The 19,875-nt window shown below is 60.3% G+C and carries 12 protein-coding genes; 6 read left to right on the forward strand and 6 right to left on the reverse strand.

All coding sequences use genetic code 11. The features are described from left to right. Positions 1-18 precede the first annotated feature (18 nt). Positions 19-1,722, forward strand: coding sequence for an AMP-binding protein (locus AC6CIA_RS22890; RefSeq protein ID WP_498315363.1), 1,704 nt, complete (start codon positions 19-21; stop codon positions 1,720-1,722). A gap of 150 nt (positions 1,723-1,872) precedes the next feature. Here AC6CIA_RS22890 and AC6CIA_RS22895 read toward each other — a convergent pair whose 3' ends face one another. Then, positions 1,873-3,006, reverse strand: coding sequence for a Gfo/Idh/MocA family protein (locus AC6CIA_RS22895; RefSeq protein WP_498315365.1), 1,134 nt, complete (start codon positions 3,004-3,006; stop codon positions 1,873-1,875). A 324-nt stretch (positions 3,007-3,330) separates the two neighbouring features. On the opposite strand from AC6CIA_RS22895, the gene AC6CIA_RS22900 reads away from it, so the two are divergent. Both AC6CIA_RS22900 and AC6CIA_RS22905 read left to right on the forward strand, forming a co-directional pair. Next, a complete protein-coding gene (locus AC6CIA_RS22900; protein ID WP_498315367.1) occupies positions 3,331-4,380 on the forward strand; it encodes a WD40/YVTN/BNR-like repeat-containing protein in 1,050 nt (349 codons plus the stop codon). 34 nt (positions 4,381-4,414) lie between these two features. Further along, positions 4,415-6,790 carry an efflux RND transporter permease subunit gene (locus AC6CIA_RS22905; protein WP_498315369.1) on the forward strand — a complete coding sequence of 792 codons (2,376 nt, stop codon included), beginning with the start codon at positions 4,415-4,417 and terminating at the stop codon, positions 6,788-6,790. A gap of 88 nt (positions 6,791-6,878) precedes the next feature. Here AC6CIA_RS22905 and AC6CIA_RS22910 read toward each other — a convergent pair whose 3' ends face one another. Further along, complete coding sequence (locus AC6CIA_RS22910) at positions 6,879-11,192, reverse strand: dermonecrotic toxin domain-containing protein (RefSeq protein ID WP_498315371.1); 4,314 nt, start codon at positions 11,190-11,192, stop codon at positions 6,879-6,881. 567 nt (positions 11,193-11,759) lie between these two features. Here AC6CIA_RS22910 and AC6CIA_RS22915 point away from each other — a divergent pair. The 3 genes from AC6CIA_RS22915 (at position 11,760) to AC6CIA_RS22925 (ending at position 13,551) form a co-directional block, all read left to right on the forward strand. Continuing rightward, positions 11,760-12,053 (forward strand): DUF5629 family protein, encoded by a 294-nt coding sequence (locus tag AC6CIA_RS22915; protein WP_498315373.1) that lies wholly within the window; start codon positions 11,760-11,762, stop codon positions 12,051-12,053. Next, on the forward strand, positions 12,043-13,215 hold the full coding sequence (locus AC6CIA_RS22920) for a lactonase family protein (protein ID WP_498315375.1): 1,173 nt from the start codon (positions 12,043-12,045) through the stop codon (positions 13,213-13,215). The genes AC6CIA_RS22915 and AC6CIA_RS22920 overlap by 11 nt, the downstream gene beginning before the upstream one ends. A gap of 156 nt (positions 13,216-13,371) precedes the next feature. Next, positions 13,372-13,551, forward strand: a complete 180-nt coding sequence (locus AC6CIA_RS22925; RefSeq protein WP_084380193.1) for a hypothetical protein — start codon at positions 13,372-13,374, stop codon at positions 13,549-13,551. Positions 13,552-13,798: 247 nt separating this feature from the next. Here the strand turns inward: AC6CIA_RS22925 and AC6CIA_RS22930 are convergent, their stop codons facing one another. From AC6CIA_RS22930 to AC6CIA_RS22945, 4 genes are all read right to left on the reverse strand, one after another. Beyond that, positions 13,799-14,410 carry a glutathione S-transferase gene (locus AC6CIA_RS22930; protein ID WP_498315377.1) on the reverse strand — a complete coding sequence of 204 codons (612 nt, stop codon included), beginning with the start codon at positions 14,408-14,410 and terminating at the stop codon, positions 13,799-13,801. Continuing rightward, entirely contained in the window at positions 14,407-18,045 is a 3,639-nt protein-coding gene (locus tag AC6CIA_RS22935) for an AAA family ATPase (RefSeq protein WP_498315379.1), read from the reverse strand. The genes AC6CIA_RS22930 and AC6CIA_RS22935 overlap by 4 nt, the downstream gene beginning before the upstream one ends. Then, a complete protein-coding gene (locus tag AC6CIA_RS22940) occupies positions 18,042-19,283 on the reverse strand; it encodes an exonuclease SbcCD subunit D C-terminal domain-containing protein (protein ID WP_498315381.1) in 1,242 nt (413 codons plus the stop codon). Before AC6CIA_RS22940 ends, AC6CIA_RS22935 begins: the two co-directional genes overlap by 4 nt. 86 nt (positions 19,284-19,369) lie before the next feature. Beyond that, a complete protein-coding gene (locus tag AC6CIA_RS22945) occupies positions 19,370-19,612 on the reverse strand; it encodes a DUF6124 family protein (RefSeq protein ID WP_498315383.1) in 243 nt (80 codons plus the stop codon). Positions 19,613-19,875: the final 263 nt, after the last annotated feature.

Consider the following 19,875-nt stretch of genomic DNA (forward strand, 5'->3'; position numbering starts at 1 on the left):
AACAACAAGGAGACTGCCATGAACGCTGTAAGCCTGGACCAAGCAGAACGCATCTGGCTGAACGCCTACCTGCCCGGCGTGCCCACCGACATCGACGCAGGCATCGAGGACTACCCGTCGTTGCGCGAGGTGTTTCTCGAGCACTTGCACAAGTACCGCGACCGCGTGGCTTACGTCAGCATTGGCACCGAAATGACCTACGCCGACTGGCAGGCCCAAGGCATCGCCTTCGCCGCCTGGCTTCAAGCCCAGGGTGTGCGCAAGGGCGACCGTGTGGCCTTGATGATGCCCAATTGCCTGCAGTACCCGATCTGCCTGTTGGGCACCATTCTGGCTGGCGCGGTGGTGGTCAACGTCAACCCGCTGTACACCTCCCACGAACTCAAGCACCTGCTCAAGGACAGTGGCGCGGAAACCGTGGTGATCTTCGAGAACTTCGCCCACACCCTGGAAAAAGTCGTGGCGGGCAGCAACGTCAAGCGCATCGTGATCGCGGCCATTGGTGACTTGCTGGGCACCTTCAAGGGCGCGGCGATGAACTTCATCCTGCGCAGTGTGCAAAAACAGGTGCCGCCTTTCAAACTGCCGGGGGCGCTGCGCTTCAACAGCGTACTTAAACAGGGCCGGGGGCAGACGCACACCCCGGTGTCGCTGGAGCGCGAAGAACTGGCTTTCCTGCAATACACCGGCGGGACCACCGGCGATGCCAAAGGCGTGATGCTCAGTCACCGCAATATCATTGCCAATCTGTTGCAGGCCAAAGCGTGGGTCGGCGATCAGTTGGACCAGAACCAGCAGGAAACCAACGTCACCCTGTTGCCGCTGTACCACATCTTTTCGCTGACCGTGAATTGCCTGATGTTCATGTGCCTGGGCGGGCGCAACATCCTGATCGCCAATCCGCGGGACGTGAAGCGCGTGCAGATGATCCTGCGCAAGGAGCGTTTCAACGGCATCGCCGGCGTCAACACGCTGTTCAATGGTTTGCTGGAGAACAAGGAATTCTGTGCGCGGGACTTTTCCGATCTGCGCCTGGTCATCGCCGGCGGCATGGCGACTCATACCGCGGTGGCCAAGCGCTGGAAGGAGGTCACCGGTTTGCCGATCATCGAGGGCTACGGCCTCACGGAGTGCTCGCCGGTGGTGAGCATCAGCCCCATCGACATTGCGCGGATGCGCGAGATGGAATTCACCGGCACCATCGGGGTGCCGTTGCCGTCGACCTGGGTGCGTTTTGTGCGTGAAGACGGCGAGCTGGCCGAGGTGGGTGAGCAGGGCGAATTGCAGGTACGCGGCCCGCAGGTGATGAAGGGCTATTGGAAACGCCCGAAGGAAACCGCCGAGGTGCTGGATGCCGACGGCTGGTTCTCCACCGGCGATATCGGCGTGATGAACGAGCAGGGCTACATTCGGCTGGTGGACCGCAAGAAAGACATGATCCTGGTCTCGGGTTTCAACGTGTACCCCAATGAAATCGAAGACGTGGTGGCGTTGCACCCGGGTGTTGCGGAAGTCGCGGCGATTGGCGTGGAAGATGGGGTTACCGGGGAAAAGGTGAAGATCATTGTGGTGCGCAAGGATCCGAGCCTGACCCAGGAGCAATTGCTCGTGCATTGCCGGGAGTATCTGACCGGGTACAAGGTGCCCAAGTTTGTCGAGTTTCGTACCGAGGAACTGCCCAAGACCACGGTGGGCAAGGTACTGCGCAGGGCCTTGCGTTAGATCAGGAAGCGGCCGGTTTTTCCGCTCGCATGCGCCTCACCGTGTAGGCGCGAGCTTGCTCGCGAAGGTCGCTAACGATGCCTCGGGGAATCTGCTTTCCCGAGGCGTCCTCCGGTCTTTCGCGAGCAAGCTCGCTCCTACAAACGAGCTTCACACCTCACTCACCCTGACCCAACGCGCTTGCCGCGCGGCAAGCCGAATCGCTACAGCCAAGCGCTCCACTTCCCAGGCCGCGGCAAAATCGGTGCCGGTCGATCCCTGGCCTGCCAGTGCCATGATCAACTCATGCACTTCCAGTGTTTTCAACTCGTTGTACCCCAACTGATGGCCTGCCGCCGGGCTGAACGCCGCGTACCCAGGCAGGGCCGGACCGGCCAGCACACGCTGGAAACCGTCCTCCCCAGCACGACACAGGCGCAGTTCATTCAAGCGTTCCTGATCGAACGCCAGCGTTGCGCGTGTCCCGCTGATTTCAAAACTCAGGTGGTTCTTGTAGCCGCGCTTGAGCCAGCTGCTGCTGAGGGTTCCGCGCGCACCGTTGGCAAACCGCAGCAAGGCGTGGACGTGATCGTCCACCACGATCGGACGCCGTTCGGCACTCCCGGCGCTGGCAGGACGTTGTGTGTGAATGGTCTGAGTGTCGGCACAGACGCTCTCGACATCCCCCACCAGAAACCGCGCCATGGACAGCAGATGACTGCCCAGGTCGGCCAATGCACCGCCGGCATGTTCCACTTCGCAACGCCATGACCAGGGCGACGCCGGATCGGCCATGAAATCCTCGCTGAATTCACCCTGGAAGCTGAGGACCTGTCCCAACTCGCCGCTGTCGATCATCTGTCGGGCCAGAACAATCATCGGGTTGTGCTGGTAGTTGTAGCCGACTCGCGTCACCACCCCGGCCGCGCTGGCGGCATGACGCATGGCAGCGGCCTGTTCCAGGCTGACCGCCAGCGGTTTTTCGCAATACACCGCCTTGCCCGCCGCGATTGCGACCATGGCCATTGGGTAATGCAGGTGGTTGGGGGTGGTGATGGCGACCACATCCACCGTCGGATCGTCGATCAACTGTTGCCAGTCATTGTGGGCCCTGGCAAACCCCCAGGCCCTGGCAAACCCCCAGGCCGTGGCGCAGCGTCGGGCGCGCTCGACATCGGCGTCGGCCAGGGCCGCCAGCTTCAAAGTGACGGGTAATTCAAACACCGCTCGTACGTTGTTGAACGCCAGCGCATGGGCGCGGCCCATGAAGCCTGTACCGATCAAGCCGACTCCGAGTTCTCGCATCGCGGTGATCCTTTGGGATGAGTATTTTCAGGAAGGGTATTTATGGAATAAAAATTCTCTAATATCAATAATCGGAATAAAAATACCGAATGCGTCAAGCCGTTGTGTCATCACTTTGGCGAATGCAGCTATATTCAGCTCCAAGGCAAAAGGCCTTCAGTTAACAAAAGATAACGTAGCGCTGATTGTCAGGCGATTCGAAAGCCCGATAGGATGGCCCTGCTTTCACCAGTGGCTCTAGATTGCAGGTTTCAGGACAGTGTTCTGGGCGCGAGCGCTCGGGAAGGCGATACGACCTAACAATAATAAATGGGAGAAAGGTCTATGAGTGAGCCTGTCATGGGTGTGGGTTTTTGCCGCCCGCGAGCGTCGCGCAAGGTCGCGGTGCTGGCCACAGCGCTCTCGCTGATGGGGACTGGGGTCTTTTCGACAACGGCCCAGGCTACAACTGACACCGCGCCGGCGGTGTTTGCCATTCAATCGGCCCTGGCCGAAAAAAGCCTGATGATTGACGTCGCCCACGCCGGCAAACGCCTGGTTGCGGTGGGTGATCGCGGGCATATCCTCTATTCCGATGATCAGGGCGCCCATTGGACCCAGGCCAAGGTCCCGACCCGGCAACTGCTCACGGCGGTATTTTTCATCGACGACCGGCATGGCTGGGCGGTGGGCCACGACGCCAAGATTCTGGCCAGCAGCGATGCGGGGGCGACCTGGACCCAGCAGTTCGAAGACCGCAGCCGCGAAGCGCCATTGCTGGACGTGTTCTTCAATGATGCCGACCACGGGTTCGCCGTGGGGGCCTACGGTGCACTGGTCGAGACCCGCGACGCCGGCAAGACCTGGACAGATGTCAGCGATCGCCTGGACAACGAAGACCAATATCACCTCAACGCCATCGCCCGTATCAAGGACGCCGGCCTGTTCATTGTCGGCGAGCAGGGCAGCATGTTCCGCTCCAGCGACGACGGGCACACCTGGGAAAAACTCGCAGGCCCTTACGAGGGTTCGCTGTTCGGCGTGATCGGCACCGCTCAGCCGCGGACGTTGCTGGTGTATGGCTTGCGCGGCAATCTCTACCGTTCCACGGATTTCGGTGATACCTGGCAACCGGTGGAACTGAAGGCAGCCCGTGGCGCCCTGGAGTTCGGTCTGTCGGGCGCGACGCTGCTGGACGACGGTTCTCTGGTGGTGGTGGGCAACGGCGGCAGCGTGGTGGTGAGCCACGACGACGGAGTGAGCTTCAGCGTATTCAACCGCGCGGACCGGGTTTCGCTGTCGGCGGTGACGGCGGCAGGCAATGGCAACTTGATTCTGGTGGGACAGGGCGGCGTGCGCGTGGCCGCGCCAAACGGCGCCGCGCTGATCAAGTAAGCCAAGGCACAATAATAAGAAGGCGGGGATCTACATGAGCAGTCATCACAACGACAAGGCGACGTTTCTGGAACGCCTGATTTTCAACAACCGCCCGGCAGTGATTGTCATCTGCCTGCTGGTCAGCGTCTTTCTGTTCTGGCAGGCGACGCTGATCCGGCCTTCTACCAGCTTCGAAAAAATGATCCCCCTCGAACATCCCTTCATCGTGAAGATGATGGAGCACCGCAATGACCTGGCGAACCTGGGCAATACGGTGCGGATCTCGGTAGAAGCCAAGGACGGCGATATCTTCAACAAGGCGTACATGGAGACCCTGCGGCAGATCAATGACGAGGTGTTCTACATTCCCGGCGTCGATCGCTCCGGTCTCAAATCCCTGTGGAGCCCCAGTGTACGCTGGACCGAAGTGACCGAAGAGGGGTTTGCCGGCGGCGAAGTGATCCCGCAAAGCTACGACGGCTCCCAGGAAAGCCTCGACCAACTGCGCAATAACGTGCTCAAGTCCGGGCAAGTGGGACGGCTGGTCGCCAACAATTTCAAGTCGAGCATCGTTGACATTCCGCTGCTGGAGTCTTATCCGGACCCCCAGGACCAGGGCACGTTGCTGGCGCTGGACTACCAGAAATTTTCCCACGAGCTTGAAGAAAAGATCCGCGACAAGTTCGAAGCGCAAAACCCTAACGTGAAGATTCATATCGTCGGTTTCGCCAAGAAAGTCGGTGACCTGATCGATGGGCTGATCATGGTGGTGTTGTTCTTCGGCATCGCGTTCATCATCACCCTGGTGCTGCTGTACTGGTTCACCTGGTGTATCCGCAGCACCATTGCGGTCTTGATCACCACCCTGGTGGCGGTCGTCTGGCAATTGGGTCTGATGCACGCGGCGGGCTTCGGGTTGGACCCGTATTCAATGCTGGTGCCGTTCCTGATCTTCGCCATCGGCATTTCCCACGGTGTGCAGAAAATCAACGGTATCGCGCTGCAATCCAGTGAGGCCGACAACGCGCTGACCGCCGCGCGGCGCACTTTCCGCCAGCTGTTCCTGCCGGGAATGATCGCGATCCTCGCCGATGCCGTGGGTTTTATCACCTTGCTGATCATTGATATCGGGGTGATCCGCGAATTGGCGATCGGTGCGTCCATCGGCGTGGCGGTGATCGTGTTTACCAACCTGATCCTGCTGCCAGTAGCGATTTCCTACGTCGGTATCAGCAAACGCGCCATTGAACGCAGCAAAAAAGATGCGGTTCGCGAACATGCGCTTTGGCGGTTGCTGGCAAAATTTGCCAGCCCCAAGGTGGCCCCGGTCTCGATCCTTCTCGCGCTGATCGCCTTTGGCGGCGGCCTCTGGTACAGCCAGAACCTGAAAATCGGCGACCTTGACCAGGGCGCGCCAGAGTTGCGCCCGGACTCGCGCTACAACAAAGACAACAACTTCATCATCAGCAACTATTCCACCAGTTCCGACGTCTTGGTGGTGATGGTCAAGACCAAGGCCGAAGGCTGCTCGCGGTATGAAGCCATGGCGCCTATCGATCAGTTGATGTGGAAGATGCAGAACACCGAGGGCGTGCAGTCGGCGATTTCCCTGGTGACCGTGTCCAAGCAGATGATCAAGGGCATGAACGAGGGCAACCTGAAATGGGAAACCCTGTCGCGCAACCCGGATGTACTGAACAGCTCCATCGCCCGCGCCGATGGCCTGTACAACAACAGTTGTTCGGTGGCGCCGGTGCTGGTCTTCCTCAATGACCACAAGGCCGAAACCCTCGACCGCGCCGTGCATGCGGTGCAGGCGTTTGCCAAGGAGAACAACAAGGACGGCCTGGAATTTATCCTCGCCGCCGGTAACGCCGGTATCGAGGCCGCCACCAACGAGGTGATCAAGGAGTCGGAGCTGATCATCCTGCTGCTGGTGTACCTGTGTGTGGCGACCATGTGCATGATCACTTTCCGCTCCTGGGCGGCGACCCTGTGTATCGTCTTGCCGCTGGTGCTGACCTCGGTGCTGGGCAACGCGCTGATGGCGTTCATGGGCATCGGCGTCAAGGTCGCGACCTTGCCGGTGGTGGCGCTGGGCGTGGGGATTGGCGTGGACTACGGCATCTACATCTACAGCCGCCTGGAAAGTTTCCTGCGCGCAGGGCTGCCGTTGCAGGAGGCGTACTACCAGACGCTGAAATCCACCGGTAAGGCCGTGCTCTTCACCGGCCTGTGCCTGGCGATCGGCGTGTGCACCTGGATCTTCTCGGCGATCAAGTTCCAGGCGGACATGGGCCTGATGCTCACCTTCATGCTGCTCTGGAACATGTTCGGCGCGCTGTGGCTGCTGCCGGCGCTGGCGCGGTTCCTGATCAAACCCGAGAAATTGGCGGGGCAGAAGGGCAATTCGCTGTTCGCGCACTGACCGGACGCTGCAACGACAAAGCCGCAAACCCGGGTTTGCGGCTTTGTCGTATCCAGTTCCTGGCGCTTGCCGGGCACCTTTGCCGAGATCAAGGCGCCAGGGGCAAGAACCAGCGTTGCGCCAGGGCTTTGCCGAGCAGGCCCCGGTGCACATCCACCACTGCGTAAGGGTTATCCGCCTTGGCCAGCTGTGAATAGTAGTGTTCCTTGCGTTGTTCCTTGGTTTTCAAATGGGCGACGCTGTAATCGGCTTTCGGGGTGTCGGCCGTTGCGTAGTGAAAATGCGCGTACCAGAGGGGACGACCGTCACGGTCGTTGATGGCGTATTCTTCGAGGAAATCCTTGCGCACACCTTTCAAGGCAATGCGTTCGCCGAGTCGCGCGATCTGGATCAGTTTTTTTTCGAACAAGTACCGAAGGTTGCCGTCGGTAGGCGGCAAGTGCAGGCTTAATTCAGTGCGCAACGCACTGCCTTTGGTTTTCAGGCGCGAAATGGCGTCTGACATTTGCTCGATCAGGGTTTGATCGGCCTGGGTGCGGGAGGTTTTCGAGGCGCCGAGGGCTCTTTCGAACTCTTCGGAAAGCTTGCCGAAGCGGTTGGCCTCATTGTTGAGGATTTCCTCGATTTCCTGAGGAAAGCGGCAGCGTTTTTTGTAGCTTTCAGCGTTACTGAGATGTTTTTCCAGCTGCCCGAGCAGTTTGCGCACATCACCCTTGACCACATCGAGAGACCTTGTTTTGGGCGGTGGGGCCGGACGTGCTTCTTCGACGATGTCCCAGACGTCGCCATGACGCGAATACCGGGCAAGCAACTTGTCATCGGCTTCGGAGCGCAGCTCGACGACTTCAAGGGGGAAGTTTTCGCTGGCCGGTTTCAGGTCACCAATCAGCACGCCATTCTTGCGGGTTTTGATGACCTTTTTCTGAGGGCGCCCGGCAGCTGTTTTGGGCTGCCGGGGCGGGCGTTTGCGCGGTTGTGGCTCGGGTTTGACTTCTGCGGCCAATTTTTGCAACGCGTCCTGATACAGACCTTCGACCAGTCTGAGCAGCCTGTCGAAATAGGCTTCGTCAATCTCGTCGACATAGAGGGTTTTCATACCCTGCAAAGCGTCGAGGGAGTTACCATACTGCTCCGACAGGCTGACGAGTATCTCAAGTTGTTCCGCTGGGGTCAGGTCGTATCTTCGCAGGTCGGAGTGGGAGCGCAGCTGTTCCCTCAATGACTCGAGGATGCTACGCAGGTTGTCGTCCAGGCCGAAATCGAAATCTTCGATAGCCATATACCAAAGCACATTCAACTGATTGGCTTTTGTGGTCAATGCGTTACTTTCATGCCACGGCCTGTCCTCGGTCAGACGTTCGAACGCTGCGGCATCCAGGTTCAATAACTGCTCCAGGTAGCGGTCCCTGAGTTCATGCCAATAGGTCACACGATCGTAGATGTCACACACCTTATCCTTCTTCGTATCGATGACAGTCTCTCCCAGCTCTACATTTTCGAGCAGGATTTTTAGCTCGATCATTAAGATATGGACGGCCTCGTCGGCACGTTCGATCACCCATTCCATCATGCTGCTAATGATCTCTGGGACTGTTTTAATACCCAGTTCGGCATGTTCAGGCAGGGTGTCCAGCACTTTCACAACGGTGTCGGTGTGCGTCTGGAGCAGTTCATAAAACTTTTCACGTATGCGCGTACGCTGCCTATCGGTAAAGTCGCTCCTCTTCTCCTTCTCGGACTGGGCCAGCAAATGCCTGGCAATGTTCAGGGCCTTTTCGTTAGCGGTCTTTTGCGCATTCAGTTTGAACATCGCATCGAGCAGTTCGACCCGTCTTTGGGCTTTGTGCAGGCGCAGGTCCTTTACGCGTTTGGGTGGCATACCCCCGCGCAGACGCAGGCGCAGATCCACGGTCCAGTTGCCGTGTGGGTTCGATTGCAACACCGGGCCACTGCGTGCCGGATCGAGCGAATCAACGATCGTCGCGCTGCCATCCGATTGCGGGCTGACTTGATACAAATGGTCTTCAACCAGGGCGTGCCATTTGTCGCCGATCACGTACAAACCCCTGAATATGCCATTTTCAAGCGGTTCAGGCAGTGACGCGGGGCGCGGCACCTGCAAGCTCAGCAGTCGGGCGTGTTGCTCCGGCGTCAGGCGGTGACGGGCGCTGGCGAAACTGAAATCCAGGCTCATGCCGGTGGCGTCGGGGTGTTCACCGGGCAACGCGACAGGCCCTTCAAGAATGTCCGGCGTTTTGGGCACCGGCCACTGCTCTGGGATAACGCGTGGCGCGGGCGGGCTCATCGCGTGCTGCTTGAGGGTTTTGGGCAGCGGTGCATGCACAGCGGTGGCGGCGAGGAGCGGGATCGCCAGCATGCTGAGGTTGAGTAGCAAATCGACGGTGGCGAGTTCTCGTGTCAGCGGATCTTCGCTGGCCAGGGCCGGAATATCATGACTGGCGCTGGCTATCAGGCTCCATAGCCAAGTAGCGGCCACGATCGAGCCGGGCAGAAAAGGCGCCAACATCAACGTACCGAGCAGCAGGCTGCCGCCCTCGATAAACACCGCCCAGCGGCTTTCGCTGTTGGAGACCGAATCTCGATCGGCCTGGGCAACCAGCGCTCGCGCAGTGCTGCCGTAGAGGTACTGCAGCAATTTGCCGTTGTGCAGAAATTGCAGCAATTCGTCGTTGACGCCGTTGATGGCGAGTGTCGCCGGAGCGGGTATTTCGGGGAGGCTGAACTCGTCGCCGCTAAGGAAACGCACAATGTGCGGCTCACGGAAGCCGCCATTGGCATATACCGAGCGGGCGGTGTCGGACAGCCAGGTCAGAACACTGTTTTGCAGCTCCCCAGGTTCGACGATGGCTTCCAACAATGCCTGGCGCGTCGCGAATTGCTGCAGCGAGGGCGTGTAGAACGGGCGATAGAGCAGGTGCGGGCCCGTTTCAGCGTCCTGCGGCTCGATGATAAACATATTGGTCACGGGATCGGGCCGGGCCTCGGGTTTGCGCAGCAAGGCCAGGTGTCGAATGACCACCAGCCGACCGCTGACCTGTTGACCCTCGGCGTCGGGTTCAAGAAGGGCTTCGACAAGGCCCAGGCCTTGGCGAGTCATGCCGTTTTCGTTGTTGAGCACCTGTTTCAGTGCTTCAAGCGACAGCTGTGCCGGGACCTGTTCGGCAAACAGCTGTTGATGTTCCCGCGCTTGAGGCAAATCGTCGAACAGTTTTTGTTGCAGATACCGGGGATAGGTCGTGCCGATGTCGACCTGTTCGATCAGCCCGTCCGTGCGGGTAATGAAGTCCGGCGTCAACCATGCGGGAAGGGTCAGGCCCAGGCGATGGCTGAGGGTCAAGTGTCCTCCTGGGCGGGCGACGAGGTTGTTGATCGCCAGCTCGGTCAGGCTCATGGTTTTTTTCTCGATGATGCCGGTTGTTCCCGGATAGCCCGCGGCGGCGATGAAGGTCAGTTCCACATCGTCGGGCAGGTAGTGGCTGGCGGGAACCCTGGTCGGGCTACGGTCGTTCGCCTGCTGCATGTGCTTGAGCAAGGCGTCTTGCGTAAAGGTCTTGATGTCCTGGATGTCGCTGAGAAAGGTTCGGCCTTGACGGCGTTTTTTGGCGCTGGCCAGTGCCAGGCTGTAGCGCTGGAACTTCGTTTGATCGACGACGCTGGCGGCTTTCAGCCATTCGGGCAGCAGTGGCGTGAGGCGTGCCGACATTTCAGGTGTGGGGCGTGGAGCGTCGAGCAGAAAACGCGCCGGGTCGCTCAATTCTGTGTAGAGCGCGTGCAGATCCTGCAGGCCGATCCGGGAGGGCAACTGCACAGCTTTCAGGTCGGCCAATTGCTGCTCCAGCAACATCGCCGCCTGGGTGTCGAAGGCATCGCCACTGATCTCGTTGCGCTGGCAGGTGACGGAGTCGACGAGGTAGCGGCTGGCGATCAGTTGGCCCAGGTGACGGTTGCAGGCCTCCAGCGATTCAAAGGACTGCACGGCGCTGCCGGGGCTGCAAAGCAGGAAAACGGTTGTGCTTTTTGACGTGTGGACCAGAAGGATTTCGTTGCCAGGCAGCACGCTGCGGGTGAGCCCTTGGGCGAGGCTGTATGTCAGGCTGTAGGCGTAGACGGGGGCCTGGCTGTTGTGCTGCCAACGTTGCTCACGCGTAGGCCAACGGACGATCTGGTTCAGCGCCTCACGCGCCTGATCTGTGAGGCCTGGCTGTTGCAGCCCGCGGATATGCAGCAGGTTCTTGAATACCTCGCTGAGCCAGCGCCAGCGGCTGATGCTGGGGTGCGTGTCGGTGCCGATGTCGGCGTTCCAATAGCGGGTCAGTGCGTCCTTGAATCCGATCGGCACGCTCCCAGGCAGTTCAAGCAAGCGTTTTTCGATGACCTTCATGTCCAGGTTTTTTCCGGCTGACCTGAGTGGGTGCGGCATATTTTCAGAGAGGAAACACGGACTGGGGTCCTCAAGCCTGAAATCCACGGGGGTGCCCAGGGCCAGGTAATCGAAAACTCGGCGTAGAAATGGTTGGAGACGCCAACCGCGCGAGGCGACATTTGGAGTCGCCAATTGGGTCGTGGAGAGGTCGAAGGTCAGTGCGGGGTATATTTCCTTGATGGCTTGTTCAAGCATGTGTTGCGCGACCTGTTCGAAAGTCGGACGACTAGCAAATTGCCGACTGACGTTTTGTGCGAGTGCAGAGACAAGGTCGACCGGGGAGGGCGAGGGCATGGGAAGTCCTTTTCATACGTTCAGGGCCGTCGGAATGACGACGATAAAAGTATCCTCAGCCCTGTCCCATGCGGGTGGTATGTAGATACCCGCCCGCCGTTCGCGGGGTGTGCCAGGTCGGGTCGGAAACACGCGCTGAAATCGCAGGGTGATCAGCCTGGGCCGGCGACCTTGGGAGTGCAGGAAAACTGGCCTATCATGGGCGCCTTTCTCTTTGATGATTGCCCTGTGATGACTGACGCGACTCCAACCTTGTCCACTGAACTTGAAACCAGCGACATGCTCGAAATCGATGGGTTGCACGCTTTCGAGTTCGAATTCGACGCACAGCAGTTGCTGATCATTGCCATGGACGGCCGCGCGGAAAAACGCTGGCGCTTCAGCCGGGAGCAGGTCCAGGCCGCCACATTTGACCAGACTTTGCAAAGCTGGACCCTTAGCGGTGACTCGGGCGAACACCGGCTGATTTGCTCGAACGCCTTCACGGGCAACAATAACGATGAGGATGAAGCCGATGATGCGTAAATTCTGGCCGCTGCTGATGGCTGGCAGCGTGGGTGCCATGTCGGTCCAGGCCGCGCCCGCAGACACCTATGAGCTGCTGGTGGGCAGTTACACCGCAGGTGCCAGTGAAGGCATCTACCGCCTGCAGTTTGACAGCCGTACCGGCCAGTTCAACGGTAAGCCGGTGCTGGCTGCGCACACCCATAATCCGTCCTGGCTAACCCTGTCCAAAGACCAGAAGCGCTTGTATGTGGTCAATGAAAACGGCCCGGGCCAGCAGGATCCAGTGGGGCGCGTCAGCAGCTACAGCATCGACCCGCAGACCTTTCGGTTGACCTTGATCAACCAGGTGCAAAGCCTCGGCAACGAGCCGACACATTCAAGCAGCGCCACTGATGAGCGTCATCTGTTCGTCGCCAACTATTCGGTGCTGGAAGATCCAGGCGGCAGTCTGGCGGTGTTGCCCGTGGATGCCGAGGGCAAGCTGTCGCCCCCGGTGCAACTGAGCGGGCATGTCGCCAGCCGCGTCAATCCCGAGCGCCAGGCGTCCAACCATGTGCATTCGGTGGTGTCATCACCGGATGGCAAGTACGTGTTTGCCAACGACCTTGGGGCAGACAGGATCTTTGTCTACCACTATGACCCTAAGGCCAATCATGAACGGCCATTGACGCCGGCCGCTCCGGCTTTCGTGCAGTTGCCGCCCGGCAGCGGCCCGCGCCACCTGTTGTTCAGCGCGGACGGCAAGCATGCCTGGCTGACCCTGGAGATGAGCGCGCAGATTGCGCTGTTCGACTATCAGGATGGCAAGTTGATCCAGCGTCAATTGGTCGACATGGCTGCCGGGCAACCGGTATCGGACAAGGCGGGTGCCGCGCTGCATACCTCCGATGATGGCAAGTTTCTCTATGTGAGTAACCGTGGCACCGCCAATCAGATCCTGGTGTTCGCCGTCGATCCGGCCTGCGCGCAGTTGCAGGAAGTCCAGCGCCGTTCCGTGGAAGGCGATCATCCCCGTGAGTTCAGCCTGGACCCGAGTGGCAAGTTCTTGCTGATCGCCAATCAGAAAAGCAATGAAATCGTGGTGATCGAACGCGATCCCAAGACCGGTCTGCTGGGTAAAACCACGCAGAAATTACCGATCGACGCCCCGAGCGATCTCAAGTTCCTGCTCGGGAAATGAACCAAAGGCCCCGCACGACGGGGCCTGCCTGCTTCTATCAATGGCAGTGATAACAGCTACTGTTTCAAAGAATTTCAAGGGCTAATCCTCCCAGGCGTAAGTTTGCTTCAAGGCTTTCACAAGCCATCAAGCCAACCAGACACAAGGGTTACCGACATGAATTTCAATCTCTTCTCGATCATCGCCGCTTCCGCTGTTTCGGCCACGGTGGCGTTGCCTGCCAGCGCCAGTGTGGACATCCCCGGCAAAGCTTCCAGCACCCGCAGCTACACCCAGAAATACCTGCAACAAAGCGCCAACTTTTATGCGGCGCTGGATCATAAAGTCCAAAGCTGAGTGAGTAAGTGCAGCGTGTGCATCTCGGTCGCTGCTACGGTACTGCCGTGGGGCTGCTGCGCAGTCAAACGAACCCCGATCGTGGTAGGAGCGAGCTTGCTCGCGAAAAACATCAACGATAACGCGTGCCTTCTGGATAATCGCGGTGCATTGAGTTCTTCGCGAGCAAGCTCGCTCCTACATAAAGGCTTGACTGATCAGCATCAGGACAAGCCTTTCGCCACTTTCCGGTTGCCACGCTCCACGGTCAGTCTTGGGTTTTTGCCATTATTGCGATGAACAGGGGCGACTCGAGGAATCGCTGCAACCACGCCTGCACACGTCGATACGGGGTCTGTGCAAACCATGCCCGATCAACATGGGCAAACTGCCGCACGAACGGCATGAGGGCGATATCCGCCAGGCTCGGATGGTCAGCCAGCAGATAGTCGCGCTCAGCCAGCAAGGCTTCCAGCTTCTGCAAAAATACCGCGCCTTCGGCCCGATAATGCTCCATTGGTTGCTCCGGGTAACGCTCGGCATATTTGTAGCGGTTCAGGTGCAGTTTGAAGCGCTGATCGTTCTCTTCAATCAACTGCGCCATCGCCGCCTGTACCGCCGGCTGATCCTGGAGCAACCAGTTTTCGGGATCGTGTTGGGCCAGCGCCCACTGCATGATCGCCAGGCTCTCATCGAGCACCTGACCGTCGACACTCAACACCGGCACAGTGCCCTTGGGCGACAGCGCCAGCATCTCGGCCGGCTTGGCCTTGAGGCTGACCTCGATAATCCGCACCGCTACCTGTGAGTAGTGCAGCGCCATGCGCGCCCGCATGGCGTAGGGACAGCGGCGAAACGAATACACCACCACGCCGCTCACTTGACCTCCAGGGTGCTCAAGCCATTGCCCTGGCGCTTGACCTGAATCTGCACCGGAATCCGCTCATGCATTTCCTGTACGTGGGAAATCACCGCAACCTTGCGGCCCTGCGCCTGCAAGCCGTCCAGTGCGTCCATCGCCAATTGCAGTGACTCGGGATCGAGGCTGCCGAAACCCTCATCGATAAACAGCGACTCGATCTTCAGCGTGCTCGAGGCCATCGACGCCAGCCCCAAGGCCAGCGCCAACGACACCAGGAAGGTTTCACCGCCAGATAACGAATGCACCGAGCGCAGCTCATCCCCCATTTCCGTGTCCAGCACCAGCAACCCCAGCATGCTGCCCCCGCGCTTGAGGCGGTAGCGTCGCACCAGTTGGCGCAGTTGCACGTTGGCATGGTGCACCAGCAAATCAAGATTGTAGGCCTGGGCGATCTTGCGGAACGTATCGCCGGTGGCCGAGCCGATCAGCGCATTCAGGCGGGCCCAGCGCTGCCACTCGTCATACGCCTTGTCGATCGCCAGCGCCAGGGCCTGGTTGGCGTCTTGACGGCGCTGATCCTCGGCTTGACGGGCGCGCAGTTCGGCGCAGTTGTTTTCGCCCGCGTTCAACTGGCGGTTGAGTTCGGCCAGTGCACTGTCCAACTGCTCGGCCTCCAGGTTGCCGTTGTGCAGGGCCTGGTGATCCTTGAGCCGCTGGTCGCGTTCTTGCAATAGCACCTTGGCTTGCTCGACGGCTTTTTCGCTGTGTTGCAACTGCTGCCGCAGCGCACTGGCTTGCTGGTCATCGACACTCAACAGCTGGGCGAGGCTTGCGTCGTCGAGGTCGGGGTGCAAGGCGCGCCAGTCGCCCAGGCGAAGCGCGAGTGCCTGTTGCTCGGTTTCCAGGGCGTGCTGGTGTGCTTGCCGGGCCTTGAGGTCGGCGGCCAGTTGGATCAGTTGGTCTCGCGTGTCTTGCAACGCTTGGCTGGCCTGGGCTTCGCTGCTGCGAGCGTGCTCGACGGCCATCTCGAGTTGCTGCTGCCATTGCTCGGCGCTGGTGTGCTTGCCCAGCAGTTCACTCAGCCGGGCCTGGGCGGCTTGCTGCTGGTTGCTTAGTTCGATGAATTGCTGTTGCGACACCTCCAATTGCTGCTGGCGGTGCTGTTGCCGGTCCAGTTCTTTCTCGATGGTTTGCTGGCGCTGCTGGTGTTCGGCCAGCTCTTCACGCTGTTGGCCCACCTGTTCCAGGCGCTGACTGATCTGTTGATCAAGCTGCATGAACGTGGCCGCAGGCTCACGCCGCAGACCTTCAAGGATCTGCGCCGGCAGCAGCTCGGAAAAGCCATTGAGTTCCTCTTCCAGGCGCTCGCGGTCGTTGCCCAGTTCGCGTTGCTGGTCCACCAAGCGCTGGCGGGCCAGTTGGCTCGCCTCCTGGGCGGCTTGCAGTTGTTGCTGCAGGCGGCCGGCGTTTTGTTGCAGGTTGAGCAGGGCGCCTTGGCGCTGCTCATCCTGGCTGATGCTCTGGGTGAGCTGGCTCAACTGCTGGCTCAGCCACGCGCCGCGTCTGGCGGCGTCCTGATTGAAGAGTGCGGTCGACAGTGGATGGGCTGCCAGAGTGGGCGCCAGCGCCTGCAGCTGGCTACTCAGGTGTTCCTGCTGTATCAGGAATTCTTTTTGCTGGGCGATCAGCCCGCCGACATCGGCCCGCAATTCGGTCAGTTTTTCCTTGAGGCGGTCGACGGCCGCCTGCGCGTTGGCTTCTTCGCTTTCATCGTGCCGCGTCAGGCTCTGCAGCAGGGCTTCGGGCTGATGATAGGGATGCTCGACGCTTCCGCAGACCGGGCAGGGCTGGTCGTCCTGCAACTGTGTGCGCAGCTCTTCGACGCTGGCGCTACGGGCCAGGCGTTGGCGTTCCAGCAGTTGTCGGGTGACGGTCAGGGTTTGTTCGGCGACGCTCAGCTCTGCCTTGGTTTGCAGGCCTGCCTGGTTCAATTGTTCGCGTTGTTGCTGGACCGTGGCCTGTTTGTCCGCCAGTTCCTGAGTGCGCTGCTCCAGCTGTTGCTGGCTGTCCCACAACCGTGCCAGGTCTTCAAAGGCACGCTGTTGCTTGCGATTGTCTTTGAGCAAGCTATCGAGCAACTGGATCTGTTCGGCGACCGCATGGGGTTCCGCGCCCGCCTCCTGATAGAGCAGGTCCAGGGCGCTGCGCTGTTGCGTCCATTGATCCTGGGCGAGTGCCGCCTGTTGTTCCAGCGTGGGCAGTTCGGCCTGGCCTTGGTTGAGGCGATTGCCGATCAGCATCAACTGTTGCAGACGGTCGCGGTAAGCGTTCCAGGCCTCGCCCAATGGCGCCAGCGTGGCGCTCTGCTCAAGTTGCGCGGCTAATTGCTGCAAACGGGCGGCGACGTGCTGTTGGCGTTCGTGAAGGGCACCCAGGGTGGCCTGGCCTTCGGTACAGGCTTTTTCACTGAGCAGCTTCTGTTCGCCGCTCTGGCTCAGGTCGCGGGTCAGGCGAGCGAGGGTGCTGTGTTCCTCGAATGCCTGGCGCAGCAGCGGCACGGCCTCGGTTTGCTGTTTCAAGGCGTCGCTCAAGGCGTTTTGGGCGTTGCCTTGTTGCTGTTGCAATTGCGCCTGGCGTGCGTGCAGCGACGCCTCTTGCTCAAGGTGCTGGCGGATCTGCACCCGCAGCGGTGGCAACTGATGGGCCAGCTCGGCCTGGCGCGCGAAATGATGACGCTGCGGTGCCAGCTGTTCCAGGCGGCTCATGTCCAGGCGTTGCTGTGCCTGGCCTTGCCAATCCCGTTCGGCCTGTTGCAGTTGTTCGAGCGCGCTGTGCTGGCGTGCTTGCCATTCGCGCAACGCCTTGAGCCAGGTGTGTTGCAGTTCCAACTGCTTGAGCTGAGCCTGGTGGGTCTTGAGCTGTTGCTGAGCTTCGTCCAACTGCGCGTCCAGCTCGGCACGGGCTTCGACGGCCAGCGGGGTGACGCCGGTGGCCTGGTCCTGCAACAGCTTGTGCGCTTCCTTGGCATCCTTGGCCTTATCGAAGGCGCGGCGCCCCAACTGCGTGTAGAGCGCAGTGTCGGTGAGCTTTTCCAGCAGTTCGCTGCGCTCGTTGTCGTTGGCCTTGAGGAATGCGCTGAACTCACTTTGCGCCAACAGTACGGCGCGGGTGAACTGTTCGAAATTCAAACCCAGCGCCAGTTCCAGTTGGGTCTTGTATTCGGTTTTCTGACTGGCCAGCAGTTGCTCGCTGTCCAGGTCAATCAGGCTTTGCCGGCTGTTTTGCAGTTTGCCGCTGGCCTTGTCCCGTGCGCGGTTGGCCTCCCAGCGGGCACGGTAGCGACGGCCGCTGACACCGACGAAATCCACTTCGGCATAGCCGCCACCGGTGCCGCGACGAATCAGGGTGCGCGGATCGCCAATGGAAATATCGCTGTCGGCGTCGGGCATTTTCGCCTGGCCGGTGTCTCCCAACCGTGGTACTGCGCCAAACAGCGCCAGGCACAGCGCGTCGAGCAAGGTGCTTTTGCCGGCGCCGGTCGGGCCGGTAATCGCAAACAGCCCGGCGCTGGCCAGGGGGGCGGCGGTGAAGTCGATCTCAAACGGGCCGGCCAGCGAGGCCAGGTTTTTCAGGCGGATGGCGAGGATTTTCATGGCTGTTCTGCCTCCTGTTGCACTTCCTGGAGCAGCACGGCGAAATCCTTCAAGGTCTGTTCGTCGACTTCATTACCGTAGTTCTCCAGCCAGGCGCGGCTGAACAATTCCTGGGGCGTGAGTTGGTCCAGCTCGATCAACTGGTCTGGGGTGTTGTCCTCGTCGCGACCGGTACCGGCGTATTCGGCGGCAATCCGCACCAGTCGCACGGCCTTGCCTTGCAGGGCGTTTTCCACTTGCTGGCGCAGGTCGGGCTGCGGTTCGTCGAGCCGCACCCGCACTTCCAGCCACGGCTGGCGCTGGGTTTCCGCCAGCAGGTCGACATCGGGCAAGTCCGCCAGTTGCTTGAGAATCTCGGCCAGCGGCTCGGCGTCGAGGCGCTGCAGGTTGACGGCGCGGGGGATCAGGCGTGTCTCGACGCTGACCAGGGTTTCGCCGTCCAATTGCACATCGAGAATCTGGTGCTGGTAGCCGATTTCGGAAAATGACAGTGGAATCGGCGAGCCGCAGTAGCGAATCCGCTCTTCGCCATTCACCCGTTGTGGCTTGTGCAAATGCCCCAGGGCGACATAACTCACGCTCGCATCGAACAGGCTGGCCGGCAGCGCCTCGGCATTGCCGATGATCAGGCTGCGTTCGGAGTCTTCCGAGACCGAGCCGCCGGCCATGTGTGCATGACTGATGGCGACCAGCGCCTGGCCGGGCTGGCGCTTGGCATTGGCGGCGGCGATCAGCCATTCATGCACCTGGCCGATTCCGCGCAGATAATCGTCGCCCAACTGCGCGCCAGTGACTTCCGCCGGCCGCAGGAATGGCAGCGCCAGGCACCAGCCCACCACGGCACCGCTCTTGTCGGGGAGTGGAATCAGCAAGCGCGCGACATCCAGGTGTCCGTCATCGAGCCACAGCACCCGCCCCAGTGCATGGGTGCGCAAGCGGCGCATCAAGGGGGCGGGCAATTCGATGCGTGAACCGGAGTCGTGATTGCCGGCGATCATCACAATGGTCAGGTCGGGGTTTTGTTCGTGGGCGCTGATGATGAAGTCGTACAGACGTTCCTGCGCCTTGAGCGGCGGGTTGACGGTGTCGAAGATATCGCCGGCGATCAGCAGCACGTCGGGGCGCTGCTGCTGGAGTTGGGCCAGCAGCCAGTCGAGGAAACAGGCATGTTCGAAGTCGCGTTCCTGGCCGTGGAGGTTTTGCCCCAGGTGCCAGTCGGAGGTGTGGAACAGACGCAAGGCGAACTCCGTGGAGAATCTGAAAAGAGGGGGAGTTTACCTGTAAAAGCCCGCACGTTTGCACCCGTGCAGGCAAAGCGTCCAGGTCATTTTCGTGCTTGCAGACAGTCGAGCACCCGCTCGCTGAGCGTTTGGGCCATGTCGATCAGGTACGCGGTGGCGCAGGCCATGTCGCGGTGTGCGTGGGTCAGGCCTTCTGCTGACTCGGTTGCCGTGCTGGCCGCACAGCGCAGCAGCGCGCAAATGCTCGCCATGGCGTCTTCCAGACTCAGGTCTGGGTGGGTGATGAACAGCGGAGGGAAGGGCGGGTCGGGGACGATTTTGCTCATGGATTAAAGCTCCTACTGGGTGGGGAACCATCCTGATGCCGATCTCACACGACAACAGGTGGCAGCTATGTGCGGGGTGAGAAAACCGGACAGTAGGACCCGGCCAGACCGAAGTCTGCCCACACACAGCCGCCATAGAGCATGTTGCAGACGGTTGTGGCGATTGACGCCTACTGGTTCACGGGTTCTCACACCCGATCGCTGATGTGCAGCGACGGAGCGAAGGCTAGCCAGTGATTGAAGCAGGCGCAAGACCGGAGGAT

The sequence above is a fragment of the Pseudomonas sp. GQ91 genome, from assembly GCF_059758795.1.

What these genes read in the sequence shown, in the direction of transcription:
- AC6CIA_RS22890 (WP_498315363.1), top strand. Translation starts at nt 19, where the DNA reads ATGAACGCTGTAAGCCTGGACCAAGCAGAACGCATCTGGCTGAACGCC.
- AC6CIA_RS22920 (WP_498315375.1), top strand. Translation starts at nt 12,043, where the DNA reads ATGATGCGTAAATTCTGGCCGCTGCTGATGGCTGGCAGCGTGGGTGCC.
- AC6CIA_RS22935 (WP_498315379.1), bottom strand. Translation starts at nt 18,045, where the DNA reads ATGAAAATCCTCGCCATCCGCCTGAAAAACCTGGCCTCGCTGGCCGGC.
- AC6CIA_RS22945 (WP_498315383.1), bottom strand. Translation starts at nt 19,612, where the DNA reads ATGAGCAAAATCGTCCCCGACCCGCCCTTCCCTCCGCTGTTCATCACC.
- AC6CIA_RS22925 (WP_084380193.1), top strand. Translation starts at nt 13,372, where the DNA reads ATGAATTTCAATCTCTTCTCGATCATCGCCGCTTCCGCTGTTTCGGCC.
- AC6CIA_RS22895 (WP_498315365.1), bottom strand. Translation starts at nt 3,006, where the DNA reads ATGCGAGAACTCGGAGTCGGCTTGATCGGTACAGGCTTCATGGGCCGC.
- AC6CIA_RS22900 (WP_498315367.1), top strand. Translation starts at nt 3,331, where the DNA reads ATGAGTGAGCCTGTCATGGGTGTGGGTTTTTGCCGCCCGCGAGCGTCG.
- AC6CIA_RS22915 (WP_498315373.1), top strand. Translation starts at nt 11,760, where the DNA reads ATGACTGACGCGACTCCAACCTTGTCCACTGAACTTGAAACCAGCGAC.
- AC6CIA_RS22905 (WP_498315369.1), top strand. Translation starts at nt 4,415, where the DNA reads ATGAGCAGTCATCACAACGACAAGGCGACGTTTCTGGAACGCCTGATT.
- AC6CIA_RS22910 (WP_498315371.1), bottom strand. Translation starts at nt 11,192, where the DNA reads ATGAAGGTCATCGAAAAACGCTTGCTTGAACTGCCTGGGAGCGTGCCG.